Source organism: Phaeobacter sp. PT47_59 (assembly GCF_028890025.1).
Classification (GTDB): Bacteria; Pseudomonadota; Alphaproteobacteria; order Rhodobacterales; family Rhodobacteraceae; genus Phycobacter.
Genome location: NZ_JARCJL010000009.1, coordinates 57,461 through 84,116, shown reverse-complemented (window position 1 = coordinate 84,116; position 26,656 = coordinate 57,461). Strand labels below are relative to the sequence as shown.

Sequence of the window (26,656 nt, the reverse complement as noted above, 5' to 3'; positions counted from 1 at the left end):
GTTCAGGCCAGTCCCACCTCAGACCAGTCCCACCATGCGACGGATATCCTGCGGGGTTGCACCTTCGGCGCGGTATTTGGAGATTGCGCGGGCATCGTCGCGCTTGGCCAGCCTTTTTCCCGCCTCATCCCGGATCAGCCGATGATGGTGGTAGACGGGCACGGGCAGATCCAGCAGCGTCAGCAGCAGCACCTGCAGCTGGGTGAAGTCGAACAGATCCTCGCCCCGCACCACATGGGTGATGCCCTGGTGCACATCATCCAGCGCCGAGGCCAGGAAATAGGCGATGATCTCTTCGCCCTTGCGGCACAGAACCACATCGCCGATCTCCTGCAGAGCACGCTGCGGGTCAAGATGATGGGTGCCCCTGTGGGCCTCGCCGGTTTCCTCAAAGGCTACGCTTTGGCCACTCAGGCGGGCAAGGGCGCGATCCAGATGCAGGCGCAGCGCATCGCCGGGTTTGCGGCTCTCCATTGGGCGGCCCTTGCAGGTTCCGGGATAGACATCATGCGCAACGCCTTCCTGGGGGGCGGCAAGGGCGGCCCGGATATCGGAGCGGCTACAGGAGCAGGGGTATAAAAGCCCCATACTCTCAAAGGTTTCCAGGTATTTGTTGTAACCGTTCAGATGTTCCGACTGGCGCAGGATGGGGCCGTCCCAGCTGAGGCCGATCCAGCTCAGATCCTCGATCACCGCCGCATCCCATTCGGGCTTGGCCCGTTGCAGGTCGGTGTCTTCCATCCGCAACAGGAATTCACCACCGGCGGCGCGGGCCATGTCATGGGCGACAATGGCGGAATAGGCATGGCCCAGATGAAGCGGGCCGGTGGGCGAGGGCGCAAAGCGGGTCCGAAATGTCATCGCGCCCCTCGCATATCACGCAAACTGCTGCAGCCAGTCGCTCCAGGCGGCCTTGGCGCGGTCGGTATAGGCCTTGTAGCGGTCCTTGCGACCCCGGCGCCCGCCTTTGAGACCATCGACCGGGCGGAACAGGCCAAAGTTCACGTTCATCGGCTGAAAGGTCTTGGCCTCGGCGCCGCCGGTGATGTGGTGGATCAGGGCGCCCATGGCGCTGTCCTGCGGCACCTCGGTCAGGGGCTTGTCGAGGATTTCCGCGGCGGCCATGCGGCCCGCCAGCAGACCCATGGCAGCACTTTCCACATAGCCTTCCACCCCGGTGATCTGCCCGGCAAAGCGGATATGGGGTTTGGATTTCAGCCGCATCTGGCTGTCGAGCAGCGTGGGCGAGTTCAGGAAGGTATTGCGGTGAATGCCGCCCAGGCGGGCAAAGCTGGCATTCTCCAGCCCCGGAATCATCCGGAAAACCTCGGTCTGGGCGCCGTATTTCATCTTGGTCTGGAAGCCGACGATGTTGAACAGCGTTCCCAGCGCATTGTCGCGGCGCAGCTGCACCACCGCATGGGCCTTTACCTCAGGCTGATGCGGGTTGGTGAGGCCCACGGGTTTCATCGGCCCATGGCGCAGGGTCTCGCGGCCCCGTTCAGCCATCACCTCGATCGGCAGGCAGCCGTCGAAATAGCCGGCCGTCTCGCCTTCGTGAAACTCGGTCTTGTCGGCGGCGAGCAGCGCGTCGATGAAGGCCTCGTACTGGTCCTTGTCCATCGGGCAGTTGAGGTAGGCGGTGCGCTCTTCCTCGGTTTCGCCCTTGTCATAGCGCGACTGCATCCAGGCCTTGGACATGTCGATGCTCTCGGCATAGACGATCGGGGCGATGGCATCGAAAAAGGCCAGCGCCTCGGCCCCGGTTTCCGCCTGGATCGCCTTGCCCAGCGTCGGAGAGGTCAGCGGGCCAGTCGCAAAGATCCACTGGCCGTCGCTGGGCAGGTCGGTGACTTCTTCATAGGACACAGTCACATTCGGGTGGCTCTTCAACTTGGCCGTAATGGTTTCGGCAAAGGGATCACGGTCAACGGCCAGAGCGCCACCCGCGGGCAGGCGGTGGGCATCGGCCGTGGTCATGATCAACCCACCCGCGGCGCGCATCTCCCAATGCAACAGGCCGACAGCGTTCTGCTCGTCATCGTCCGAGCGGAAGGAGTTGGAACAGACCATCTCCCCGAGGTTGCCGGTTTGATGGGCAAAGGTTTCCACCTTGGGCCGCATTTCATGCAGCACCACCTTGACGCCCATGTTCGCCGCCTGCCAGGCGGCCTCGGACCCGGCCATGCCGCCGCCCACGATATGCAAGTCTTGTGTCATGAGGTGCCACATAGGGCAGGGAGGGGCCTTGCGCAATATGACATGCGCGGGTGCAGTATCCCAAGGAAGACAGAACTGGATGCAAACCTCAGGGCACCACGCGCGTTCTTTGATCTGCAGGAGGAGATTTTGGGGTCGCTGCGGCGGGAATGTCAGCCGGGGAGAGAGACCCGGATCGGAGGGACCTTCCGACGCAGCGACCCAAAATTGTGACCGGCTTGCGACCGGTGCCCAATCTTTGCCATGATCCTGCCTTTATTGAAAGACCGGATATGGAAACAATATCCTGTCAATCGTAAACAAAGACTGAACTTGGCTCAAATTTTCGGAAAAATCAGTCGGTGTCCCAGTTGGGCGGGCGTTTTTCGATAAAGGCATTGAGCCCTTCGATGGTGTCACGGTGCATCAGGTTTTCCACGATGACATCGCTGGTATAGGCATAGGCCTCCTCCAGCGGCATTTCCAATTGCCGGTAATAGGCTTCCTTGCCGATCTTGACGGCGGAGACCAGCTTGCCGGCGATGGTTTCCGCCAGCTTCAGGGTTTCACCCTCCAGATCGCTCCCCGGAACCGCGCGGTTGATCAGGCCCAGTTCGGCTGCGCGGGTGGCGGTCATGAATTCGCCGGTGGTCAGCAGCTCAAACGCATGTTTGCGCGGGATATTGCGCGACAGGGCCACCATCGGGGTGGAGCAGAACAGCCCGATATTGACACCATTGACGCCAAACCGCGTGTCATCCGCGGCCACGGCCAGATCGCAGGAGGCGACCAGCTGACAGCCCGCTGCCGTGGCAATGCCATGCACCTGGGCAATCACCGGCTGGGGCAGGCGCTGCAGGCCCAGCATGACAGAGGTGCAGCGGGCAAAGAGATCCTGGAAATAGGATTTGCCGCCATCCGCCGCTTCGCGCCCTGCTGTCATCTGGCGAATGTCGTGACCAGCGCAAAAGGCCTTGCCCGCGCCGGACAGCACCACCGCCTTGATGCTGCTGTCACCTTGCAGCGCATCAATCTGCTCTTGCAGGGCGGCTAGCATCTCATCCGAGAGCGCATTCAGCCGTTCGGGCGCGTTCATGCGCAGGTGTGCGATCGCATTTGCGTCGCGACGTTCCAGAATTGTCATCTTGTCCTCCTGACCCTGTTTGGGGCAACTCTATGTTGGACAAGGGAGAAGGAAAAGCATGGGCTTGGCTTTTGATGCGGCGGGGTTGTCCGCCTATATGGCAGAGATTTTTCCGCAGGTGGCGGATGATTTCGCGGTGGATGAGTTGACCGAGGCGGGGATCACCATGCGCCTGTTGACGGCCGAGCGGCACCTGCGCCCCGGCGGCACCGTCTCGGGCCCGTCCATGTTCGCGCTGGCCGATGTGACCGTTTACGGGCTGGTGTTGTCGCGGCTGGGGCGCAAGGCGTTGGCGGTCACCACGAACTGCTCGCTCGATTTCATGCGCAAACCCGAGGCGGGCGTTGACCTGATTGCCAAGGGCACCCTGTTGAAACTGGGGCGCTCGCTGGCGGTGGGCGATGTGCACATGTTCTCGGCCGGGTCGGACAAGATGGTGGCGCGCTCCACCATGACTTATTCCATCCCGCCCGAGAAATAGCTTTTACAGGGCTGTTGCCAGCGGTTGCCCGACCTTAACGAGGGTTTCCAAGCCCTTGGCGCTGTTGGCAATCAGGTCGTCTGAAAAGCGTATCTTGCCGGGTTCGAAGACAATCACGACAGTGGATCCGCCGAACTTGAAGTAACCCTTTTCCTGCATCTTGGTGACGGTTCCGCTGGTCGTCGTATTGACGATGGAGCCGACACCAAAGGCGCCCACTTCGACGAAACACAGGGTGCCAGCGGTTTCGGTTTCGATCAGGGTGAGGCTGCGCTTGTTGTCGCCAAAAACGTCTGGCCCGGCCCCAAGGGCGATGGGGTTCACCGAATGCAGTGCGCCGGGGATGTCGCGGCTGTCGATGATCCGGCCCGCCATCGGGAAGTGGTAGCGATGGTAATCCGCAGGGCATAGACGTACGATCGCCAGGGCACCGCCCATGAACCGCTCATGCAGGCCGGGCAGCATGGTTCGGATCGACATAGGGTGGCCTTTCACCGGAATGAAGGTATCGCCGTCCAGTTCGGGGAACACCAGCACGCGGCCATCCGCAGGTGATACCACCTCTTCAGTATCGTCGCTGTAGGGGCGGCTTTCCGGGGTCAGGTGACGGATGAAGAAATCGTTGAAACATCTATAGCTTTCAACTGGATCGCGCGCCTCTTCCATGTCAATCGAAAGCTCTTCGATCACCGATGTGATCTTGCCCTTCGACAGAGACGAGTCGAACCAGGCGCCAAACAGCCGACTGACGACGGAGGAGCGGAACAACAGCCGTTCAAGCAGGCTGGAGCCTGAGTCCTGATAGGCCCAGCGGATCCATTTCTCGCCCAGGATCACCTCGTTGAAGATCTCGCCGGTCGCGCGGTCGACCACCTGGATGGAGTTCTGCGTCATAGTCCTGTCCTGCCTGTTGTGGCCCGTTGCTGGCCAAAGCGCCTAGCAGACCGCGTTCAAGGGGCACAAGCACAGAATGATCCGTTGCCCGGGCGGCGGCCGCTGGCGCAACAGGACATGAGCTGTTTTGTGTGAGGCTTTGCAGTGAGCAAGAAAGAGAAAGCCCATGCAAGTCACGCAGATTGCAGAAGAAATCGTAGATCGGGAGGGTGACTATGTGAATGACCCCGACGATCCTGGCGGCGCAACCAAATTTGGCGTTACCATCCACACCCTGCGCCGCCTGGGCCTTGATCTGACCGGAGACGGGCAGGTGGGTCTTGCCGATGTGAAGGCGTTGAGCCGGGAGCAGGCGGTGGAGATCTTCGTCAAAGAGTATTTCGAGCGCCCGGGCCTGCACCGCCTGCCGCATTCTCTGCAAGACAGCGTCTTTGACATGTATGTGAACGCGGGCGGTAATGCGATCCGTATCCTGCAGCGGCTTCTGGTGCAGATGGGTTTTGACGTGGCCGTCGATGGCGTCATGGGGCCGCAGACGGCGGCTGCGGCGCATCGTGCGGCACGTGTCGATGCCTCTGCCTTGCGCGATGCCTATGGGATCGCGCGCCGCAGCTATTACTTCGACCTCGCCGACCGACGCCCCGCCAGCCGCAAATATGCCCGCACCCGTGCAGGCAACAAAGGCGGCTGGATCCGCCGGGCAGAGGCGTTCATGTCAGACAGGTACCACATGGATGCGGCCCAGTTTCGGGCGCGGGTCGCGGATTGGGAGAGGTAAGGCGATGATCATGGCGCTGCTCAAGTCCTTATTTGGAAATGATCGCAACCTGTTACGCGAGACCGTTGAGGTGTTCCGCGAAAATGCCGAGGGCGGGGCACAGCGTGCGCATCTGGATCGCAGCGCCGCCCTGCGGCAATTCGCAGCCGAGTTCGACCGTGCCGAGCGCAGTGGTTTTGACAGGGTGATGGATGGGCTGAACCGCCTGCCGCGCCCTTTGATGGCCTTTGCCACCCTGGCGCTCTTGGCGAGCGCAATGATCGAACCGATCTGGTTCGCACAAAGGATGCGGGGGCTTGCTCTGGTGCCGGAGCCGCTGTGGTGGCTGTTGGGCGTGATCGTCTCCTTCTATTTCGGAGCACGTCATCAGGCCAAGAGCCAGGACTTTCAACGCAGCCTCGCACGTGCTTTCAATCGGTTGCCGGTGGGAGTTCAGCTGCAGGAAACAGGCGGGCAACAGACAGACACACAGAAGGAAGGCGCACAGGAGGCCGAGACGCGCCTGGCAGAGGCCGAGAACGCAGCCCTGCGCGCCTGGCGGCGCAGCGAAGAAGAGAGTGCTTCCCAATCTCTCAATGGTTGATCACGAAATCGTGTACTGCGGCGGCTGGACGCGCCGAATGTCATTGGCGCGGCTTCTGCAAAATATTATAGACTGAGGCATGATTACAGAACTCGGTCACTTCGCCCTCGTCCTCGCCTTCATGGTGGCCATCGTCCAGATGGTTGTCCCCATGGTGGGTGCCCATAAACGCTGGCCCGGCTGGATGGCCGTTGCCGAACCGGCTGCGCAGGCGCAGTTCTTCTTTACCGCCTTTGCCTTTGCGGCGCTGGTCTGGGCCTTTGTCACCTCGGATTTCTCGCTGCGGCTGGTGACGCTGAACAGCCATTCGGCGAAACCGATGCTCTACAAGATCTCCGGCACCTGGGGGAACCACGAAGGCTCCATGCTGCTTTGGGTGCTGATCGTCAGCCTGTTCGGCGCGCTGGCCTCGATCTTTGGCGGCGGCCTGCCGCAAACCCTGAAGGCGCGGGTATTGGCGGTTCAGGCGGCCATCGGGGTTGCCTTCTTTGCCTTCATCCTGTTCACCTCCAACCCCTTTCTGCGCCTGGCGGTGCCGCCCTTTGACGGGCAGGATCTGAACCCGCTGCTTCAGGATCCGGGTCTCGCCTTCCATCCGCCGTTTCTGTACCTCGGCTATGTCGGGCTTTCGATGGCGTTTTCCTTTGCCGTGGCGGCCCTGATCGAAGGGCGGATCGATGCGGCCTGGGGACGCTGGGTGCGGCCCTGGACGCTGGCGGCCTGGATCTTCCTGACCATCGGCATCGCGCTGGGATCCTGGTGGGCTTACTACGAGCTTGGCTGGGGCGGGTTCTGGTTCTGGGACCCGGTGGAGAACGCCTCCTTCATGCCCTGGCTCTTGGCGGCGGCACTGCTGCATTCGGCCATCGTTGTCGAAAAACGCGAGGCGCTGAAAAGCTGGACCATCCTCCTGGCGATCCTGGCCTTCGGCTTCTCGCTGATCGGGACCTTCATTGTGCGGTCCGGTCTTCTGACCTCGGTGCATGCCTTTGCCAATGATCCCGAACGCGGTGTTTTCATCCTGTTCATCCTGGCCTTCTTCACCGGTGGTGCGCTGACACTGTTCGCCGCCCGGTCACAGGAAATGCAGGCCAAGGGTGTTTTTGGCATTGTCAGCCGCGAAGGCGCGCTGGTGGCCAACAACATCCTGCTGGCGGTCAGCTGCTTTGTCGTCTTCTTCGGCACGCTCTGGCCCGTGGTGGCCGAAATGGCCTTTGATCGTAAGCTGAGCGTCGGTCCGCCCTTCTTCAACGCGGCCTTTACCCCCTTCATGGTGGTGCTGGGTGCGATCCTGCCTATCGGCGCCATGATGCCCTGGAAACGGGGGCGGATCGGGCAGACCGTCTGGTATCTGCGCTATGTTCTGGTGCTGTCGCTGGCCCTGGCGGTTCTCGCCTGGGCGATGCAGACGGGGCGTTCGGCGCTGGGGCCTGTGGGTCTGTTCCTGGGCGCCTGGATGGTCTTTGGTGCGGCGGCGGATCTGTGGTCGCGCACCGGGCAGGGTGGTCGTGCGGGGCGTTTGCTGCGCCTGCCGCGCGCCGACTGGGGCAAGTCCGTGGCCCATTCGGGTCTTGGCATCACCATCTTTGCGATTGCAGGCCTCACGGCCTGGCAGGAAGAGGACATTCGCGTCGCGCAGATCGGGGAGCCGTTCACGGTTGGCTCCTATGAACTGGTGCTGGATTCGGTCGATCGGGCGCGGGGCCCCAATTACTTCACCACCATGGCGACGGTCAGCGTTTTCCAGAGTGGGGATGAGGTCGCGGTGCTGCATCCGGAAAAACGGGACTACCCGGTTGCCAAGATGCCCACCACCGAAGCGGCGATCGATTACCAGATCCTGCGTGACATCTACGTGGTGATTGGCGACCAGCAGGACAGCGGCGGCTGGACCGTGCGGACCTATATCAAACCGCTGGCGAACTGGATCTGGGGCGGCTGTATCCTGATGGCTTTGGGCGGCCTTCTCAGCCTCAGCGACAGGCGGTTCCGGGTGGCGGCTGGCGCGCGAAAAAGCGCAGGCGGAGCAAAGGTTCCGGCAGAATGAGGGGCGCGGGAATGTTCAAGGTTGCCGTCACATCTTTGGCGCTGTTCGTGGGTGCACTGGGGGTAACGCTCCCCGGAGCCGCATGGGCGGTGCAGCCGGATGAAGTCCTGGCGGATCCGGTTCTGGAAGGGCGCGCGCGGGAATTGTCAAAGGATCTGCGTTGCCTGGTCTGCCGGAACGAGAATATCGACGAATCCAATGCCGATCTGGCCCGCGATCTGCGCCTGCTGGTGCGGGAACGGCTGGTGGCGGGGGACAGCGACGGTGAGGTCATCGATTTCGTGGTGGATCGCTACGGTGAATATGTGCTGCTGCGCCCCACCACCTCGGGGGCCAATTGGATGCTGTGGGCCGCGGGGCCGTTGATGATGCTCCTGGCGCTGGGACTGGCTGCCGCCTATCTGCGCGGCCGTGCGCGGGCGCCGAAGACGGCCGAGGCAGGGCTGAGCCACGAGGAAGAGGCCCGTCTGCGGCAAATTCTGGACGAGTGACGCCGGGTCCATCTTTCCCGGCCCCTGGCTTTGCGCCACCATGGCGCAAAGCAAAGTGCGTGCGCGATCTGCACCGCGCGCCCGAAATGACAGATGAGGCCCCGTGATGGACTACAAAGAGATCCTCTATTCCAACGATGACGGTCTGGCGATCGTGACCCTGAACCGGCCATCGAAGATGAACGCCCTGACAGGCCAGATGCGGGCCGAGATCACCCATGCGCTGAAACGCGCCGCTGGCGAGGCACGGGCGGTTGTGCTGACCGGGGCCGGGGGCGCCTTCTGCTCGGGTCAGGATCTGAGCGATGCGTCGGGCTCGGCGGCTCTGGATATGGAGCGGACCCTCAGGGATGAATATACGCCCATGCTGGAGGCGCTCTATGACTGCCCCGTACCCACCATGTCGGTGGTCAACGGTCCCGTGGCCGGGGCCGGGGCGAACCTTGCCTTGGCCGCAGATGTGGTGATTGCCACCGAAAGCGCCTATTTCATGCAGGCCTTTGCCCGGATCGGCCTGATGCCCGATGCCGGCGGCACCTGGTTCCTGCCCCGTCAGATGGGGCTGGCCAAGGCAATGGGCGCGGCGCTTTTTGCCGACAAGATCACCGCCCGGCAGGCCAGCGATTGGGGCATGATCTGGGAAGCGGTCCCCGATGCAGAGTTTGATGCCCATTGGCGGGCGCGGGCGGCCTATCTGGCCAACGGTCCGACCAAGGCCTTTGGCGCCATCAAGACCGCGATCCGCGGCAGCTATGGCAAGAGCCTGCCGGAACAGCTGTCGGCGGAGGCGCATCTGCAGGGCGAATGCGGCAAGACCCGCGATTTCCTCGAAGGGGTCACCGCCTTCATGGAGAAACGCCCTGCGAAGTTCGAAGGTCGCTGAAATCGCGCCCCGTGGGGCGAACTGTGGGTCGGGCTGGCTTGAGGTCGACACCCGGAGCGTATTCTGCCGCCTCACAGCGCCTTGATATGCGCGCCCCGGCAACCCTCGCCATGGCAAACATGGGCGCGCCAAACCCCGGTAACTCTGGGGTTTGGCGTCAGTTACGTAGGATAGCCTGAACCCTGATCAGCCGACACCGACCGGATAGGGGAGCAGGCGAATGTCCAGGGCCGGATCGAACTGGCCGTCCTGTGCCAGAATACGCAGAACCTCGACTCCATCGGCATAGACGATGGCATCGCTGCCTCCGGATCCATTGGCTGCATTTTCGACCGTCAGTTCCGGCTCCCCGCCAGCGGCTGGATCATAGGTGTAGACCAGTTGATCCTCTCCGAGCTGGAAATCGGTGATGGTGGCAGCTTCCTGACCTTCGAGCCAGGAGCCGGTGATAAAGCGATCTGCGCCATCGCCGCCAGTGACCGTGTCATCCACGCCAAAGAGCAGGGTGTCGTCCCCCTGACCGCCATCGACGCTGTCACCGTTGCGATCCGGATCGTCGGTCATGTCGATCCCCAATTGGCGCAGCAGATCCTGGGGGCCGTTTTCTGGCCCGGAGGCCTGCAGTTGCGCCTGTAGCAGTCCGGGCGGCAGCTGCCCGCTGGATATGATCAGATCCTGCCCCAAGTCGCCGTTCATGGTGTCAGAGCCGAGGCGATCGATCAGCACATCATGATCAGCGCCGCCGCGAATGAGATCGTCACCGCGCCCGCCGTTCAGGAAATCATCGCCATCGCCGCCAAAGACACTGTCGTTGCCGTCGCCGCCAAAAAGCGTATCCATGCCGTCATCGCCGAACAGCCGGTCGCCCCCGATGCGACCTTCCAGAGAGTCGTCGCCCTCCCGCCCCAGCAGGCTGTTGTCCTGCTGATTTCCGATCAGGATATCGTTGCCGTCGGTGCCCGCGAAGGTGTTTGGCGGCAGATCCGGGTCTTCCTGGCCGGGTGGCTCTTCCTGACCAGTGGATGCCTGATCATCATCGTCGTCCAATATAATGAAACCGGCCACAAGGCTCAGTCCCAGCAAACCAATCCAAAGCACAATTCTTCCCCCAATAATGACGATTCTACTTAAAGTTTAATTGCTCGCAATTTGGGGGCAAGGCGAATTCGATATTCTTCGTTTTCTGTCTATGCCCTGAGAACAATATAAATATTGAGTCTCAATTGTTCTTATTAAGGATACAGTGTCGTGTATCGCGGGTGTTTCTGAAACGAAATCCCGCTTAAAAAGAAACCGCCCCGCAACCAGAGGTGCAGGGCGGTTGTGTTCGAAATAGGGGCGATCAGCGGTTTTCGATATCCACGTAATCGCGCGCGGTCTGGCCGAGGTACAGCTGACGCGGACGGCCGATCTTGTTCTGTGGGTCTGCGATCATCTCTTTCCACTGCGAGATCCAGCCGACGGTACGCGACAGGGCGAAGATCGGCGTGAACATGGAGGTCGGGAAGCCCATCGCCTCCAGGATGATGCCCGAGTAGAAGTCCACGTTCGGGAACAGTTTCTTCTCGATGAAGTACGGATCGTTAAGCGCGGTCTGCTCCAGTTCCTTGGCGACCTGCAGCAGCGGGTTGTCTTCGACGCCCAGCAGCTCCAGCACCTCATCGGCGGATTGCTTCAGCACCTTGGCGCGCGGGTCGGTGTTCTTGTAGACCCGGTGACCAAAACCCATCAGGCGGAACGGATCGTTCTTGTCCTTGGCGCGGGCCAGGAATTCCGGAATGCGGTCAACGGTGCCGATTTCCTTCAGCATCTCCAGGCAGGCCTGGTTGGCGCCGCCATGGGCCGGACCCCAGAGACAGGCGATACCGGCAGCGATACAGGCAAAGGGGTTGGCGCCCGAAGAGGAGGCCAGACGCACGGTCGAGGTCGAGGCGTTCTGCTCGTGATCGGCGTGCAGGATGAAGATCCGGTCCATGGCGCGGGCGAGGATCGGGTCGACGTGGTATTCCTCGGCCGGAACCGAGAAGCACATGTGCAGGAAGTTCGCCGCGTAATCCAGATCGTTGCGCGGATAAACGAAGGGCTGGCCGATCGAATACTTGTAGGCCATGGCTGCGATGGTGGGCAGTTTGGCGATCAGGCGGATCGCGGCCACTTCACGCTGCCAGGGATCGTTGATGTCGGTGGAATCGTGATAGAAGGCGGACATGGCGCCGACCACACCCACCAGGGTCGCCATCGGATGCGCGTCACGGCGGAAGCCGCGGAAGAAGTTGTGCATCTGCTCATGCACCATGGTGTGACGGGTCACACGGGTTTCAAAGTCTTCCAGCTGCGCGGCGGTGGGCAGCTCACCATAAAGCAGCAGGTAGCAGACTTCGAGGTGATGCGACTGCGAGGCCAGCTGGTCGATCGGATAGCCACGGTGCAGCAGCTCGCCCTTGCCACCGTCGATGAAGGTGATGGTGCTGTCGCAGCTCGCGGTGGAGGTGAAACCGGGATCATAGGTAAAGACACCGGCCTGGGCGTAGAGTTTGCGGATGTCCAGGACATCGGGCCCAGCGGTCGGAGAGAAGATGGGCAGCTCATAGGTTTCGCCATTGAGGCTGAGCTGGGCTGTCTTATTGGTATCGGTCATAGATGTCCCTTCCTGTTACAGGCGCAAAAAGCCCGGATTTCATCCGGGTCTTGCGCAGGCAGCACCCACGCGATGCATCGCGCAGGTGAGGTCGTATCGGAACAGGCTTACCCAAGCGTTAAGGTAAGGGGTCAGCCTGCTGCTTCGGTCAAACGGGCCAGCGTTTCCTCGCGGCCCAGAATTAGCATCATATCGAACACCGAAGGCGTTACCGCCCGGCCCGCAAGAGCTGCCCGCAAGGGGCCTGCCAGCTTGCCGAACTTGGTATCATGTGCTTCCGCAAATGCGTTCAGAAGCGCCTCCAGATCGTCACGGGTCCAGCTAGCACTTTGCAACTGCGGCGTCAATTCTTTCAGTATACTATCGGATACAGATGACAGGGCTTTTGCCGCCTTCGCATCCGGCTCGATGGGGCGCGAAACAAGGACAAAATGCGCCTTCTCAAGAAGTTCCGGGAAAGTCTTGGCCCGGTCCTTCAAACAGTACATGGCGCGTTCAAGATCATTTGACTGAACGTCAGTCAGGGCTGCTTCGCCCGCCGCCGCCAGATAGGCGGTGATTTCCTGCCGCAATGCGGCGTCATCGCTAACGGCGATATGCTGGCCGCAGAGGTTTTCCAGTTTCTTGGTGTCGAACCGCGCCGGGCTTTTGCCGATACCATCCAGATCGAACCAGTCGCGCGCCTGGGCGTCGGTGAAGAACTCGTCATCGCCATGGCTCCAGCCAAGCCGCGCCAGGTAGTTGCGCATGCCGGCCGCCGGATAGCCCATCGACTGGTACTCCTGCGCGCCCAGGGCGCCGTGGCGTTTGGAGAGTTTCTTGCCATCGGGGCCATGGATCAGCGGGATATGGGCCCAGACCGGAATATCCCAGCCCATGGCCTGGTAGATCATCATCTGCCGGGCGGCGTTGTTCAGGTGGTCATCGCCGCGGATCACATGGGTCACGCCCATATCGTGATCGTCCACCACCACGGCCAGCATGTAGACCGGTGTGCCATCCGAGCGCAGCAGAATCATGTCGTCCAGCTGGTCGTTGCGAATGGTTACATCGCCCTGGACCTCGTCGTGAATGACGGTTGTGCCCTCCTGCGGTGCCTTGATGCGCACCACATAGGGCGCATCCGGATGAGTCGCGGGATCCGCATCGCGCCAGGGTGAACGATACAGGGTGGATTTGCCCTCGGCCCGCGCCGCATCGCGGAAGGCCGCGATTTCATCCTGGCTGGCAAAACACTTGTAGGCCTTGCCCTCGGCCAATAGCTGGTGGGCAACCTCGGCATGGCGGTCGGCGCGGGCAAACTGGCTGATCACATCGCCATCGTGATCCAGCCCCAGCCACTCCAGCCCCTGCAGGATCGCTGCCGTTGCTTCGGGGGTCGAGCGTTCACGGTCGGTGTCTTCGATCCGCAGCAGGAATTTGCCGCCGCGCCCGCGCGCATAAAGCCAGTTGAACAGCGCGGTACGCGCGCCACCGATGTGCAGAAAGCCGGTGGGCGAGGGGGCGAAACGGGTGACGACCGGTTTGGACATGGAAGTGATTTACCTTTTGGTAACCATAGGGGGATTAGCGTTTTAGCCTGTCTACCCACCCGAAGGGTCAGGAGCAAGCATGGGAATGATGCGCATCCTGGACCAGCTGCTACAGGTTCAAAGGGGACATCTGCTGGCTTGGGGGCCAGTGTTTCTTGGGCTTGGAATAGGGGTCTATTTCGCTGTGCCGGTCGAACCGGGCGCACTGACCTATCTGAGCGTCGCGACCCTGGTCGGGGTAAGCGGCCTGTCGGTGCTGCATGCCAGTGCCATAGGATTGCTGGGCCGTGCCCTCCTGATCGCATTGATCGGATTTTCTGTTGCCGGGCTGCGCAGCCACTGGCTGGAGGCGCCGGTTCTGTCCTTTCGCTATTATGGCCCGGTGGAGGGGCGTCTTGTTCAGATCGATCGATCGGCTCGCGACCTGATGCGACTGACCCTGGATCAGCTGCGTCTCACGGATGTGCCTGGCCCCAAAACGCCTGAACGGGTGCGGATCACGCTTCTGACCGATGCCACCTTGCCGCCGGTGGGCGCACGGGTTGCAACGACGGCGCATCTGATGCCGCCTCAGGGACCGGTCGAGCCGGGGGGCTTTGATTTCCGGAGATATGCCTGGTTCATGCAGCTGGGGGCAAGCGGCTACACGCGGGTGCCCGTCCTGATGGTTGATGCGCCGCCCCCGGAGATGAGCCTGGAGGGCCTGCGCCGGGACATCGCCCTGGGCCTGCGGCAGCGGCTGCCCGGTCCGAGCGGTGCGATTGCCGCGGCCATCACCACCGGTGACCGAAGCGGGGTCAGCCAGGAGACGCTGCAGGACCTGCGGGCAAGCAACCTTGCCCATCTTCTGGCGATTTCGGGCCTGCATATGGGGCTGGTCGCCGGATTCGTCTTTGCCGTCTTGCGGTTCGGTCTATGTCTGGTTCCGGCCCTTGCCCTGCGGATCAACGTCAAGAAATGGGCAGCTGCGGTGGCGCTTCTGGCGGCCTTTGGATACCTGGCCTTGTCCGGAGGCAATGTGGCCACCGAACGTGCCTTTATCATGGTGCTCGTGATGCTTGGCGCCGTGCTGATCGATCGGCGTGCGATTTCCCTACGGGCGGTTGCAGTTGCCGCCGTCCTTGTCTTGCTGAGGCGCCCGGAAGCCCTGCTCAGCCCGGGCTTTCAGATGAGCTTTGCCGCGACTGCCGCTTTGGTTGGCGTCTTTTCCGGGATCCGGGACCGCGGCTATTCCCTGGGGCCGACTTGGCTGCGCCCCATTGTCGGCCTGTGCCTGTCCTCGCTTGTGGCGGGGCTGGCAACCGCGCCATTTGGGGCGGCCCATTTCAACACCCTGTCTCACTACGGGCTGCTGGCCAATCTGCTGGCGGTGCCGGTGATGGGGCTGATCGTCGTGCCCGCGGCTGTTGCTGCCCTGATGTTGCTGCCGCTGGGGGCGGAGGAGCTGGCGCTGACGGTGATGGCCGCTGGATTGGACTGGATCTTGGCTGTGGCCAGCCATGTGGCGGCCTTGCCGGGGGCCGATCGCAGTATTCTGCAGCCCGATCCTTTGGTGCTGCCGCTGATCGCGGGCGGTGGGCTGTTCCTGTTGATCTGGCAGGGCCTGCTTCGTGTGGCGGGGGGGGTGCCCATCCTTGTGGCAGGTCTCCTGTGGTCGCAGAGCCACCGCCCCGCCGCCCTGATTTCTCCGGAGGCCGGTTTGGTCGGGGTTCTGGGTCCGGACGGAAGGATGCTATCGCGCGAGAAGGCCAAAGGATTTGCCGCAAAGGTCTGGTTGGAGAATGACGGGGATCGCAGCAGCCAGAAAGCCGCCCATGCGCGCACGCCGACCGAGCCGTCACGGCCATGGCAGGCCTCTGTCGGGTCATTCCGGATGTATCACCTGGTGGGCAAGGGCGCAGCCGCTCAGGTGGTGGGGTGCACCGCGGACGAGATCCTGGTGTCGACTGTCGATCTAAAGATTGACGGTCCCTGTCTGGTGCTGGATCCACAGAAGATGCGCGAAACTGGCAGTATCAGGATCGAAGCCGATGGAACCCTGGTCACCGCAGCCGATCTTGCCGGGCGGCGACTTTGGACAGGCCCACAGGCCAGCGCAAATGCGCGAAACTGAAGGCAAGCTTCCCTTTGCTCCAAGGTCGAGACATGTAAGCTGACGCCCCGATCACACCGGGCCTCGTATCACACGGACACCCGTATTGCGGCACTGAGATCAACGGGTTGCAATAGACGAGGAGCGCCAGGGGCGTGCCACCGATCAATAGCTTCGGATAAGCCCCACCAGGCGACCTTGAACCTTGACCTGATCCGCGGGGTAGCAGCGTGTCTTGTAGGCGGGGTTCGCGGCTTCCAGCTCAACCGTGTTGTTGTGGCGGCGGTAGATCTTCTTCAGGGTTGCCTCATGTCCTTCGACCAGGGCGACCACGATGTCGCCATCGTCGGCAGTGTCGGATTCGCGGATCACCACGATATCGCCATCGTTGATCCCGGCCTCGATCATGGAATCGCCGCGCACCTCCAGCGCGTAATGGGCGCCATTGGCAGAAAGCATGGAACTGGGCACGCTCACCCTGTTGGAGATCTGGCTGATCGCCTCTATCGGAACGCCGGCAGCGATCCGCCCCATCACCGGCAGTTCCATCGCAGCTGCGGCCTGGGCAGCCATCGGCGCGGCGCCCTGGGCCGAGTGGTCATTGTCATCGGCACCACCTGCAATCACCCTAGGCGAAAACCCTGCGCCACCGCCCGCGATGCTGTCGGGGAGGCGGAGGATTTCAATCGCACGCGCCCGGTGCGCCAGGCGGCGGATAAACCCGCGTTCCTCAAGCGCTGTGATCAGCCGGTGAATGCCGGATTTGGAGCGCAGATCCAGCGCGACCTTCATTTCGTCAAAGCTGGGGGGCACACCATCCCGTTGCAGGCGTGTGTGAATGAACTCCAACAGATCCAACTGCTTTTGCGTCAGCATAACCGCCCCTTTGCGCCGTTGTGTTTTGTTTTGTTCTATTCATGTTCACGTTTTGTGTCAATAGAATGCGCGGCGGCTTTGGTGATTTTGCTCTCATTTTGCAATCAGAGGGTGATTTGCGGTCACAATTGCAGGTAGGAAACCCTGTCACCAACCGCGCGGGCCGGATCATGCGGCGGGCGGATCAACAGGGCGTTTGCCTCAGCCAGGATAGAGAGCAGAGAGCTGTCCTGCCGTTCAAACGCCTCGATCTGTCCCTGCTCCGTCAGAGTGGCCCGCATATAGTGTTCGCGCGGCCCGTTCCGGCTAAGCGGCGCTGCAAGGGTGGCAGTTTGGATCGCATCCTGCTGCGGCGGCAGCCCCAGCATGGCCCGCACCATCGGGGCCAGAAAGATATGGCCGCAGACCATGGCAGAGACCGGATTGCCTGGCAGGCCTGCCATTGCGGCACCATCCAAGCGTCCCGCCATCAGCGGTTTGCCGGGGCGCATCGCCACCTTGTAAAAGGACCGCTCCATTCCAAGGTCAGCGGCAACATCGGCAACGAGGTCGTGATCGCCAACCGAGGCGCCGCCGATGGTCACCACCAGATCGGCGCCTTTGGCCAGGGAAAAGGCCGTGCGCAGGGAACTGTGGGTGTCGCGGGCGATCGGCAGGATGCGCACATGGGCGCCCAATCCTTCGAGCAGCGCCTTCAGGCCAAAGGTATTGGAGGCAATGATCTGATCCGGGCCGGGGGTGCTGCCGGGCATGACCAATTCGTCACCGGTAGAGATCAACGCAATTTCGGGCCGCCGGGTGACGGGCACTTCGGCGATGTTCATCGCCGCGAGCAGGGCTATGTCAGAAGCGGTCAGGCGGCGGGGCGCCGCTACGGTCTGTCCGGCGCAAAAGTCGCCGCCACGGGGGCGGATGTTGTCGCCATCGCCGGGCTCATCGGTGATGGTGATTAGGTCGCCCTTGCGGGTGACATCTTCCTGGATGACCACGAAACCGGCGCCTTCGGGGATCGGGGCGCCGGTGAAGATCCGCACCGCTTGGCCTGCACCGACCACGCCTTCAAAGCGATGCCCGGCGGCGGCCTCGCCGATCACCTTGAACATGGCGTGCAGCTCGACTTCGGCGCCTTTGACGGCGTAACCGTCCATGGCCGACGCGGAAAAAGGCGGCTGATCCCGCCGGGCAGAAACTTCACGTGCCAATACCCGGCCCGATGCCTCTGCGAGGGGAACCATCTCGGTCTCCAGTGGAGACACCAGTTTCAACAGATGCGCGCGGGCTTCGCTGACTGAGATCATCTATGCCTCGTACCGGCCTGATTTACCGCCGTCTTTCAACGTGACGCGAATGCCGCCGATCTCCATCGCCTTATCCACGGCCTTGGCCATGTCATAGACGGTGAGTGCTGCGACAGAGACCGCTGTCAGGGCCTCCATTTCAACACCGGTCTGGCCGGTGGTCTTGACCGTGCCTTCGATCCGCACGCCGGGCAGGTCCGGATCCAGGGTCAGCTCCACCGCGACCTTGGTCACCGGCAGGGGATGGCACAGGGGGATCAGATCCGGCGTCTTCTTGGCCCCCATGATGCCGGCCAACCGGGCAACGCTGAGAACGTCCCCCTTTTTGGCGCGCCCTTCGGATATGATATCAAAGGTTTCCCGGGCCATCTTGATGTGGCCTTCGGCGGTGGCGATACGAGAGGTCACCGCCTTGTCCGAGACATCCACCATGTGGGCATCGCCCTTGCCGTCAAAATGCGTGAGCGCCATCACATCGCCCCCGGCGTGAGAGGGTTGGCCAGCAGTTTCCGGGTCGCGGCGGCGACATCGTCCTGCCGCATCAGCGCCTCACCGATCAGGAAGGTGCGGGCACCGTAGCGCGCCATATCGGCCAGATCCTGCGGGGTGAACAAGCCGCTTTCGCAGACGATGGTCCGATCCGCGGGAACCTTGCGGGAGAGCTCTCGCGTGGTATCAAGCGTGGTCTCGAAGGTCTTGAGATTGCGGTTGTTTATTCCCATCAGCGGGGATTTCAGGGCGCAGGCGCGCTCCAGTTCTTCGGCATTGTGCACCTCCAGGAGGACGTCCATGTCCCAGGCCATGGCGCAGTCTTCCAGCTCTGCGGCTTGCGCGTCTGAGACCGAGGCTAGGATGATCAGGATGCAATCGGCGCCAAGGGCACGGGCTTCGGCCACCTGATAGGGGTCATACATGAAATCCTTGCGCAGGGCGGGCAGGGTGCAGGCGTCCCGCGCTTCGGTCAGGAAGGATTTTGCGCCTTGAAAACTCGGGGTGTCAGTGAGCACTGACAGGCAGGTGGCGCCGCCCTGCTCATAGGCCTGCGCCAGCGCGACCGGGTCGAAATCCTCGCGAATCAGACCCTTGGAGGGGCTGGCCTTCTTGATTTCGGCGATAAGCCCGTAGCCCTGGCGACCGGCACCGATCAACGCCTCGGCAAAACCGCGCACAGGTGAGGCCTCGCGGGCGGCGGCTTCCACCTCAGCCATGGGAACGGCGGCCTTGTCAGCGGCCACTTCTTCGAGCTTGTAGGCCTTGATCTTGTCGAGCACGTTTTCTGTCATAAGCTTGCCTCCCGTCAGGCGGCCCAGTCGATGGGCGCATGGCCGCGTTCTTGCAGCCAGGTGTTGATTGCCGAAAACGGCCGCGATCCGAAGAAGCCGCGTCGCGCCGATAGCGGCGAGGGATGCGCAGTCTTCAGGATCAGGTGATCGCCCGGATGAAGGTGTTTTTCAAGCCTTTGCGCCTGTTTTCCCCAAAACACATAGGCAGTAGGGCGCCCGGATGTGCGTTCCAGAACCTCGCGGACCAGTTGATCCCAGCCCAGATCCTTGTGCCCGTTGGCATCGCCCGCAGGCACGCTAAGGGCGGTGTTGAGCAACAACACCCCCTGGCGCGCCCAGGCGCGCAGATCGCCGTTGGGGCGTGAACTGTGAGCATCGCTCTGCAATTCCTTGAAAATATTGGAAAGCGATCGCGGCAGGGGCGTCACACCCGGTTCCACCGAGAAGGCCAGCCCATGGGCATGGCCGGGGGTCGGATAGGGATCCTGACCCAGGATGACCACCCGGGTGTCCTCGGGTTGGGTCAGTTCCAGGGCCGCGAACCGCTGTGATGCGGGGGGCAGGATCTCGCGCCTGTCCTGCTGCAAGGCGGTATCGATTTCGGGCCAACGGGTTTCGAAGAAGGGCAAATCGGTCCAGGCGCCAAGTCCGGTCGGCAGCGCCATCAGGTGGCCTCGGTGGTGATCCGGGCGACCGCTGCGATCTTCTCCTTGGCGGCGCCGCTGTCGATGCTCTCGCGCGCCTTTGTGACGCCTTCGCGCAGATCACCTGCAGCGCCCGCCACCACCAGGGCGGCGGCGCTGTTCAGCAGGACCGCATCGCGATAGGCCGAGGGCGCGCCGTCCAGCAGGGCGCGGAAGGCGGTTGCGTTTTCCTCGGGCGTGCCGCCGATGATGTCCTCGAAGGGATGCACCGGAAGGCCTGCGTCTTCGGGGTGGAGTTCCACGTCGCGGATGCTGCCATCCTCTTCCAGCGCCGCAACCCAGCTGACGCCGGTAATGGTCAGCTCATCAGTGCCGTCAGAGCCGTGCACCAGCCAGGCGCGCTCCGATCCCAACTGGCCCAGCGTTTCCGCCATGGGCCGGATCAGGTCGCGGGAAAAGGCGCCGGTCAGTTGCCGTTTCACACCTGCGGGGTTTGTGAGCGGCCCCAGAATATTGAAGATCGTGCGAGTGCCGAGTTCTTGCCGCGTGGGCATCACATGGGCAATGGCCGGGTGGTGCATGGGCGCCATCATGAAGCCGATTCCAGCCTCTTTCAGTGATTTTTCAACCACCTGCGGGCCGACCATCACCTGGATTCCCATCTGCCCCAGGGCATCCGCCGCGCCGGATTTGGAGCTGAGGTTGCGGTTGCCATGCTTGGCCACCACCGTGCCTGCGCCTGCAACCACAAAGGCGGTCGCAGTCGATATGTTGAGCGTGCCCTTACCATCTCCGCCGGTGCCGACAATATCGATTGCCCCTTCGGGCGCGCGGACCGCATTGCATTTGGACCGCATCACCGCAGCAGCGGCGGCATATTCGTCCACGGTTTCACCACGGGTGCGCAGCGCCATCAACAGCCCGCCCATCTGGCTGGGCGTCGCTTCCCCCTCGAACAGCATGGCAAAGGCTTCTTCGGCTTCCGCACGGGTTAGCGGGCGATCGGCAGCGGCATCGATCAGCGGCTTCATCTGGTCGCTCATGCGGGCACCTTCATGTCATTGAGGAAGTTCTGGAGCAGGGCGTGACCATGTTCCGAGGCGATGGATTCCGGGTGGAACTGAACCCCATGGATCGGCAGATCGCGGTGCTGCAGCCCCATGATGGTGCCATCCTCCAGTTCGGCCGTGACCTCCAGGCAGGCGGGCAGGCTGTCGCGCTCCACGATCAGCGAATGATAGCGGGTCGCCTGGAACGGCGAGGGCAGCCCGGCAAACAGGCCTTTGCCCTGATGGTGAACCTGACCCATCTTGCCGTGGACGATCTCGTGGCAGCGCACCACCTTGCCGCCAAAGGCCTGGCCGATGGTCTGGTGCCCCAGGCAGACACCCATCAGGGGAATGCCCGCCTCGGCGGCCGCCAGTGTCAGGGGGAGGCAGATCCCAGCCTGATCGGGATCGCAGGGGCCGGGGCTGAGGAGAATGCCAGAGGGACGCAAGGACAGCGCTTCTTCGACAGATAGCGCATCGTTGCGGCGCACCTCCATCTCGGCGCCCAGCTCACCCAGATAGTGCACGAGGTTGTAGGTGAAGGAGTCGTAGTTGTCGATCAGCAGCAACATCTTGGCAGGCTCTTTTAAGGGTGGCGGGCAGGGCTTGCACCGCAGTATAGTTGTTGCGACATACATGTTCAGGCTTGCCCGGCAGCGTCAAGGGTGCGGCGCGTTTTTGATGTGAGCGATCGGTCGCATCGACATTGCGCCGACCGGAGGGCAGGCCGGAAAGAAAACGAGAGGCGGAACGGGCATGCGGGGCTTTCTGGGCGGCGTTAGTATCGGAGCATTGGTGGCAGCCTGTGTTGCCGCAATGTGGTCGCTGTCGACCCCGTTGCCGCAGCAGATCGACGTCAGCGCGACCGGGCCAATTACCGGCACTGCCCCGGCAGAGAGCGGACCTGCGCCGATGGGTACGCCGCAGGCGGATGCGGATCTGGTCGAGGCCGCACCGGCGGCGTTGGAAAACGCACCATCGGATGATCTGAGCGCAATCGAACCCGCGGATACGGAACCCTCCGAACGCCCCGAAGTTGGTAGTGCGGGCACTGTCGAGGGCACGGACAGCGCCGCGGTTCCCGTTGTGCCAGAGGCTCCGAAGGAACTCGACACCGCAAGCGGCAGTCAAGAGCCTGGTGCGCTGGCACAGAGCGCGACGGGCGAGGATCCGGTCGATGTCTCAACCGCGACAGCGCCCACACCGGCCCCTTCGGTGTCTTCCCAGACAGGGGCAGAGCCGCCGCAAGGGGATCAACAGCCGGTTCCCGGACCTGAAATTGCCGCACAACAGCCGCCTGTTACGGATCCCGGCCTGTCCGTTTCGCCGTCGATTACCATGCCGCAACTGGGGAGCGCCCCGGCGCCGACCGCGCCGCCGGTGATTGGTATTACGCCGCCCGCGCCGCCGTCCTCCACCGAGGAAACGTCGGCCGAGGAAAAGATGGCCGAGGATGCGGGAATGTCCGAGGAGGATCAGGAGAGTGCCAAGGCAGAGGCACAGCCGGAGGAGGGGCGCGCGAACCGCATTGCAGCCCTGCCCACGGCGGATGCGCCGGACCGCGCCGGGACGCCGCGCATTGGCACCCCCGTTGTGCCCCTGACAGAGCGTGACGAAGCCGCTGATAGCCTCGAGGATAATACGGCGCAAACCCCGTTTGAGGCCAATTCGGAGCCCTTTGATCTCAGCGATGATCGTCCGCTGATGTCGATTGTGCTGATTGATGACGCGCAATCTGTCGGCGCCGAGGCGCTTGCAGAGTTTCCTTATCCGATCAGCTTTGCCATCGATCCGCAAGATCCGCGCGCGGCCGAAAAGATGGCCGAACGGCGCGCCGCCGGGTTTGAGGTCTTGATCCTCTCCGATCTGCCCCGCGAAGCGCAGCCGCAGGATGCCGAAACCGCGCTGGCCGTCTGGTTTGACCTCCTGCCGCAGGCGGTTGGCGTGCTGGAAGGCGTTGTCAGCGGCGTGCAGGGCAATCGTCCGCTGGCCGATCAGGTGGCTGACGCGGTGCGCGCGGGCGGTTACGGGCTGGTGCTGCAGAACAATGGGCTCAATACGGTACAGAAACTCGCCCTGCGCGACGGCGTGCCCGCTGGCGTGGTGTTCCGTGATTTCGATGGAGCCGGGCAGAACCCGCGCGCCATGCGCCGTTTCCTGGATCAGGCGGCGTTCCGGGCGGGCCAGGAGGGTGCCGTGATCATGCTGGGACGGCTGCAGCCCGACACGATTTCGGCGCTGCTCTTGTGGGGATTGCAGGACCGCGCCAGCCGCGTTGCTCTGGCGCCGATCTCAGCCAGCCTGCGGTCCAATCTGGCCGGGACCGGCCAGTAAACACCCAAGCGAGTAGTTTTTAGCGGTTGCGGCTGCCGGTAAAACGGGCCGCATCTGCGGCAGCGCGGCGGATCGCATTGGATTTATGCACCGTCTCCATATATTCCGCCTCGGGGTCGCTGTCATAGACAACACCGCCGCCCGCCTGAATGTAGAGCGTCTGATCCTGCACGATGGCGGTGCGCAGGGCGATACACATGTCCATGTCGCCGCCTGCCGAGAAATAGCCGACCCCACCGCCGTAGACGCCGCGTTTTTCAGGCTCCAGCTCGTCGATGATCTCCATCGCGCGTACCTTTGGCGCGCCGGAGACCGTGCCGGCGGGCATGCCTGCAAAGAAGGCATCCAGGGCGTCCTTGTCCGCGTCCAGCTCCCCGACCACGTTGGAGACGATATGCATCACGTGGCTGTAGCGTTCGATGATGAACTTCTCGGTCGGCCGCACGGTGCCGATCTTGGACACGCGGCCGGTATCGTTGCGGCCCAGATCCAGCAGCATCAGATGCTCTGCCAGCTCCTTCTTGTCGGCCAGAAGGTCGGCCTCCAGCGCCTTGTCCTCTTCCGGGGTGGCGCCGCGCGGACGGGTGCCTGCGATGGGACGGATGGTGACCTCATTGCCAAAGACCCGCACCAGGATTTCCGGGCTGGCGCCGATGACCTGAAAGCCGCCGAAGTTGAAATAGAACATGAAGGGCGAGGGGTTGGTGCGCCGCAGCGAGCGGTAGAGCGCAAAGGGCGGCAGCGGGAAGTCCTGTTTCCACCGCTGTGCCGGCACCACCTGAAAGATATCGCCGGCGCGGATATAGTCCTTGGCCTTCTCAACGGCTTCCATGTAGCCGGATTTGGTGAAGTTGCTGACCGGTGGTGCGATTTCATCCGCATCGCCCAGATCGCGGGTCTCGGCGGGCATGGCGCGTTCCAGATCGCGGACCGCGTCCATCACCCGCTCGGCAGCCTGGGCATAGGCGGCCTTGGCGGATTGCCCGCCTCCCACCCAGGCGGGGGAGACCACGGTGACCTCACCCTTGACGCCATCCAGCACCGCAACCACCGAGGGGCGCATCATGATGGCATCGGGCAGGCCCAGAGGATCGGGGTTCACATCGGGCAGATGTTCCACCAGACGCACCATATCGTAGCCAAGATAGCCAAACAGCCCGGCGGCGGCCTGGGGCAGGTCGTCGGGCAGGTCAATCCGGCTTTCGGCCAGCAGAGCGCGCAGGTTGTCCAGAGGATCGCCGTCCTGCGCCTCAAACCCTTCGGCATCAAAACGGGCCGAGCGGTTGATCTCGGACTGCGTGCCGCGACACCGCCAGACCAGATCCGGCTTCATGCCGATGATCGAGTAACGCCCGCGCACCTCTCCGCCGGTCACCGATTCCAGCATGAAGGCGTCTTTCTGGGCGCCGGTCAGCTTCAGCATCAGCGAGACGGGGGTGTCCAGATCTGCCGCCAGCCGGGTATAGACCAGCTGGTTTTCTCCGGCATCATAGGCGGCGGCAAATGTGTCGAAATCGGGTATCAGAGCCATCTTGAGCTGCCTTGATCTGGGTCTGTGTCTTTACTGGAAGCTGGACTGAACCGCGTTCAATGCCTGCTGGTCGACGCGGGGGGCGGCGCGCAGCTGTGCATCCTCGGCAAAGGCTTCGAACAGCGCCTGAGACAGCGCCTGATCCAACTGGGCGCCCATGGCCTCGGCCAGCATCTGCATTTCGGGGCTGTCCTCGGCGGTCAGCACCTCATCGAGCCGCAGCACGACGGTGCTGTCCTCACCGCTGACAAGGCGCAGGTCACCCGGCTCCATTTCAAAGGCGGCCAGCATCATGTTGACCGGGGTGCCATCGATATAGGCGGTGCGGGTCTGGCCGGTCTCGGTCTTGACCTCCAGGCCTTCGGGGAAGGCACCGTTTTCTTGCGCGTGTTTCAGGATCTCTTCGGCCTGGGCTGCCACGGCATCTGCCGCGCGGCTGGCGTTCCAGGCTTGGAATATGTTTTCGCGTGCCTCTTCAAAGGGTTGCGGGCGCGGCGGCAGGATCTCGTCCAGGCGCAGGGCGAAGAGGCTGCCGTCGTCGAGGAAGGCGATGGAGGGGAAATCATCGATGGTGACCGCCTCGGCTGCCTCGCGGAAGCCATCGTAGCCCGCGATATCCTCGTCATTGCTGCCAGTCCAGTTGAGCGTTCCGATCTGCATGTCACTTTCGCCCGGCAGTTCCTCCAGGGTGACGCCACCGGCCAGCATGTCCTCGATGGGTTCTGCCTGCTGTTCGATCACCCGGCGGGCGCGGTCGGCGGCCAGTTCAGCGCGCAGCTCTTCCTTGGCTTGATCAAAGGTGGTTTCGCGTGCTTCCAGCTGGCCGTTTACCCGGAACAGGGCAGGGCCCAGGTTGGAGGGCAGGGGGCCAACCACGGATCCCACCTCGGCCGCAAAGATATCGGCGCCAGCCTCGGCCAGCTCTTCCACGGTCACATCGCCAAGATCGATATCCGCCAGGGAGAGGCCGCGATCCTGAACCAAAACCTCAAACGTCGTGCCGCCCACATCTAGCTGAGCGCGAGCGCTGGCGGCGCTGTCCGCATCGGCAAAGACCAGACGTTCCACCAGGCGCCGCTCGGGGACCAGGTAATCTGCGGCGCGGTCCTGATAGAGGCTCTGCAGGGCATCGTTGTCCACCTCGACCTGATCCAGGATCATCTCGGGGCTGAGGTGCACATAGGTCAGAACCTTGGTCTCGGGCAGGGTGAACTGGTCGATATTTGCCTCATAAAAGGCGGTCAGCTCTTCGTCGCCGGGCATCTGCATGGTGAGCGGCACCGCGTCATTCGACAGGCTCACGTAGGAAAAGCTGCGGCGCTCTCCGATATAGGCGACCAGGGTATCGCCCAGCACGGCGGGCATCTTGGCACCGGACATGATGGCGCCCTGCACCAGGGTGCGGGCGGCTTCACGGCGCAGGTCGTCCTCGAACTCGGCCTCGGTGAAACCGGCGTTATCAAGGGTAAAGCGATAGGTCTCCCGGTCGAACTCCCCGCTGGCATTCTGGAAGGCAGGCACCTGGGTCAGCTCTTTCAGCAGGTTCTCATCGCCGATGGAGATGCCAAGGCTGTCCACCTCGTTGTCGATGGCGGCCAGGGTGATCAGACGGCCAAGCACAACGCGATCCAGCCCCATCGCCGTAAGTTGCGACATGGGCATTGCCTGGCCGGTCTGCGCCTGCAGCGCGTTCTGTTCGCGCTGCAACTCGCGCATGTATGCGTCGACCGTGACTTCCCGCTCTCCCACCAGGGCGACAGAGCTGAGCGAGCTCGAGAAATTGACCGCGCCAAACCCGGCAAGACCTACTATCAGCATCCCCATCAGGATCCAAACAAAGGTACGGGATAGATTCTTCATGCCTGCGGCCATTGTGCCC

General features: G+C 62.7%; 24 protein-coding genes. 8 read left to right on the top strand and 16 right to left on the bottom strand.

The features are described from left to right. Positions 1-18: 18 nt before the first annotated feature. The 3 genes from gluQRS to PXK01_RS10520 all read right to left on the bottom strand — a co-directional run bounded on the left by gluQRS (position 19) and on the right by PXK01_RS10520 (position 3,343). Positions 19-861, bottom strand: coding sequence for a tRNA glutamyl-Q(34) synthetase GluQRS (gene gluQRS / locus PXK01_RS10530; protein ID WP_274859968.1), 843 nt, complete (start codon positions 859-861; stop codon positions 19-21). 15 nt (positions 862-876) lie between these two features. Continuing rightward, a complete protein-coding gene (gene trmFO / locus PXK01_RS10525; RefSeq protein WP_274859966.1) occupies positions 877-2,220 on the bottom strand; it encodes a methylenetetrahydrofolate--tRNA-(uracil(54)-C(5))-methyltransferase (FADH(2)-oxidizing) TrmFO in 1,344 nt (447 codons plus the stop codon). Positions 2,221-2,554: 334 nt separating this feature from the next. Beyond that, positions 2,555-3,343, bottom strand: coding sequence for an enoyl-CoA hydratase (locus PXK01_RS10520; RefSeq protein WP_274859965.1), 789 nt, complete (start codon positions 3,341-3,343; stop codon positions 2,555-2,557). Positions 3,344-3,401: 58 nt separating this feature from the next. Here PXK01_RS10520 and PXK01_RS10515 point away from each other — a divergent pair, with 58 nt between their 5' ends. Then, positions 3,402-3,824: a PaaI family thioesterase gene (locus PXK01_RS10515; RefSeq protein WP_274859964.1), complete on the top strand. Its 423-nt coding sequence runs from the start codon at positions 3,402-3,404 to the stop codon at positions 3,822-3,824. 3 nt (positions 3,825-3,827) lie between these two features. On the opposite strand, the gene asd is transcribed toward PXK01_RS10515, so the two are convergent. Beyond that, the gene (gene asd, locus PXK01_RS10510) at positions 3,828-4,718 is read right to left on the bottom strand and encodes an archaetidylserine decarboxylase (RefSeq protein ID WP_274859963.1); all 891 of its coding nucleotides are present in this window, start codon (positions 4,716-4,718) and stop codon (positions 3,828-3,830) included. A gap of 166 nt (positions 4,719-4,884) precedes the next feature. On the opposite strand from asd, the gene PXK01_RS10505 reads away from it, so the two are divergent. The 5 genes from PXK01_RS10505 to PXK01_RS10485 all read left to right on the top strand — a co-directional run bounded on the left by PXK01_RS10505 (position 4,885) and on the right by PXK01_RS10485 (position 9,500). After that, positions 4,885-5,496, top strand: coding sequence for a holin-associated N-acetylmuramidase (locus tag PXK01_RS10505; protein WP_274859962.1), 612 nt, complete (start codon positions 4,885-4,887; stop codon positions 5,494-5,496). 10 nt (positions 5,497-5,506) lie between these two features. Then, positions 5,507-6,079: a holin family protein gene (locus PXK01_RS10500; protein ID WP_446728441.1), complete on the top strand. Its 573-nt coding sequence runs from the start codon at positions 5,507-5,509 to the stop codon at positions 6,077-6,079. 79 nt (positions 6,080-6,158) lie between these two features. Further along, a complete protein-coding gene (locus PXK01_RS10495; protein WP_274859960.1) occupies positions 6,159-8,126 on the top strand; it encodes a heme lyase CcmF/NrfE family subunit in 1,968 nt (655 codons plus the stop codon). An 11-nt stretch (positions 8,127-8,137) separates the two neighbouring features. Further along, positions 8,138-8,617, top strand: a complete 480-nt coding sequence (locus PXK01_RS10490) for a cytochrome c-type biogenesis protein (protein ID WP_274859959.1) — start codon at positions 8,138-8,140, stop codon at positions 8,615-8,617. Positions 8,618-8,723: 106 nt separating this feature from the next. Further along, a complete protein-coding gene (locus tag PXK01_RS10485; protein ID WP_274846273.1) occupies positions 8,724-9,500 on the top strand; it encodes an enoyl-CoA hydratase-related protein in 777 nt (258 codons plus the stop codon). Between the two features lie 186 nt (positions 9,501-9,686). Here the strand turns inward: PXK01_RS10485 and PXK01_RS10480 are convergent, their stop codons facing one another. From PXK01_RS10480 to gltX, 3 genes are all read right to left on the bottom strand, one after another. After that, positions 9,687-10,598: a calcium-binding protein gene (locus tag PXK01_RS10480; protein WP_274859957.1), complete on the bottom strand. Its 912-nt coding sequence runs from the start codon at positions 10,596-10,598 to the stop codon at positions 9,687-9,689. A gap of 244 nt (positions 10,599-10,842) precedes the next feature. Next, positions 10,843-12,138 carry a citrate synthase gene (gene gltA / locus PXK01_RS10475; protein ID WP_274859956.1) on the bottom strand — a complete coding sequence of 432 codons (1,296 nt, stop codon included), beginning with the start codon at positions 12,136-12,138 and terminating at the stop codon, positions 10,843-10,845. Between the two features lie 131 nt (positions 12,139-12,269). Next, complete coding sequence (gene gltX, locus PXK01_RS10470; RefSeq protein ID WP_274859955.1) at positions 12,270-13,670, bottom strand: glutamate--tRNA ligase; 1,401 nt, start codon at positions 13,668-13,670, stop codon at positions 12,270-12,272. A 79-nt stretch (positions 13,671-13,749) separates the two neighbouring features. Between gltX and PXK01_RS10465 the strand changes: the two genes are divergently transcribed. Then, the gene (locus PXK01_RS10465) at positions 13,750-15,783 is read left to right on the top strand and encodes a ComEC/Rec2 family competence protein (protein WP_274859953.1); all 2,034 of its coding nucleotides are present in this window, start codon (positions 13,750-13,752) and stop codon (positions 15,781-15,783) included. Positions 15,784-15,927: 144 nt separating this feature from the next. Here the strand turns inward: PXK01_RS10465 and lexA are convergent, their stop codons facing one another. The 7 genes from lexA to PXK01_RS10430 all read right to left on the bottom strand — a co-directional run bounded on the left by lexA (position 15,928) and on the right by PXK01_RS10430 (position 21,484). After that, positions 15,928-16,638, bottom strand: a complete 711-nt coding sequence (lexA, locus tag PXK01_RS10460; protein WP_274846268.1) for a transcriptional repressor LexA — start codon at positions 16,636-16,638, stop codon at positions 15,928-15,930. Between the two features lie 122 nt (positions 16,639-16,760). Then, on the bottom strand, positions 16,761-17,936 hold the full coding sequence (locus tag PXK01_RS10455) for a molybdopterin molybdotransferase MoeA (RefSeq protein WP_274846267.1): 1,176 nt from the start codon (positions 17,934-17,936) through the stop codon (positions 16,761-16,763). Next, on the bottom strand, positions 17,937-18,407 hold the full coding sequence (gene moaC, locus PXK01_RS10450; protein WP_274846266.1) for a cyclic pyranopterin monophosphate synthase MoaC: 471 nt from the start codon (positions 18,405-18,407) through the stop codon (positions 17,937-17,939). Further along, positions 18,407-19,219 (bottom strand): indole-3-glycerol phosphate synthase TrpC, encoded by an 813-nt coding sequence (trpC, locus tag PXK01_RS10445; protein WP_274859951.1) that lies wholly within the window; start codon positions 19,217-19,219, stop codon positions 18,407-18,409. The genes moaC and trpC overlap by 1 nt, the downstream gene beginning before the upstream one ends. A gap of 14 nt (positions 19,220-19,233) precedes the next feature. Continuing rightward, positions 19,234-19,884, bottom strand: a complete 651-nt coding sequence (locus PXK01_RS10440) for a uracil-DNA glycosylase (RefSeq protein WP_274859950.1) — start codon at positions 19,882-19,884, stop codon at positions 19,234-19,236. Then, positions 19,884-20,906 (bottom strand): anthranilate phosphoribosyltransferase, encoded by a 1,023-nt coding sequence (gene trpD, locus PXK01_RS10435; protein WP_274859948.1) that lies wholly within the window; start codon positions 20,904-20,906, stop codon positions 19,884-19,886. Before trpD ends, PXK01_RS10440 begins: the two co-directional genes overlap by 1 nt. After that, entirely contained in the window at positions 20,903-21,484 is a 582-nt protein-coding gene (locus PXK01_RS10430) for an anthranilate synthase component II (RefSeq protein WP_274859947.1), read from the bottom strand. The genes trpD and PXK01_RS10430 overlap by 4 nt, the downstream gene beginning before the upstream one ends. 184 nt (positions 21,485-21,668) lie before the next feature. Between PXK01_RS10430 and PXK01_RS10425 the strand changes: the two genes are divergently transcribed. Then, entirely contained in the window at positions 21,669-23,246 is a 1,578-nt protein-coding gene (locus tag PXK01_RS10425; protein ID WP_274859946.1) for a divergent polysaccharide deacetylase family protein, read from the top strand. 19 nt (positions 23,247-23,265) lie between these two features. Here the strand turns inward: PXK01_RS10425 and trpE are convergent, their stop codons facing one another. After that, positions 23,266-24,777 carry an anthranilate synthase component I gene (gene trpE / locus PXK01_RS10420; protein WP_274859944.1) on the bottom strand — a complete coding sequence of 504 codons (1,512 nt, stop codon included), beginning with the start codon at positions 24,775-24,777 and terminating at the stop codon, positions 23,266-23,268. A 30-nt stretch (positions 24,778-24,807) separates the two neighbouring features. Continuing rightward, on the bottom strand, positions 24,808-26,649 hold the full coding sequence (locus tag PXK01_RS10415) for a peptidylprolyl isomerase (protein WP_274859942.1): 1,842 nt from the start codon (positions 26,647-26,649) through the stop codon (positions 24,808-24,810). Positions 26,650-26,656: the final 7 nt, after the last annotated feature.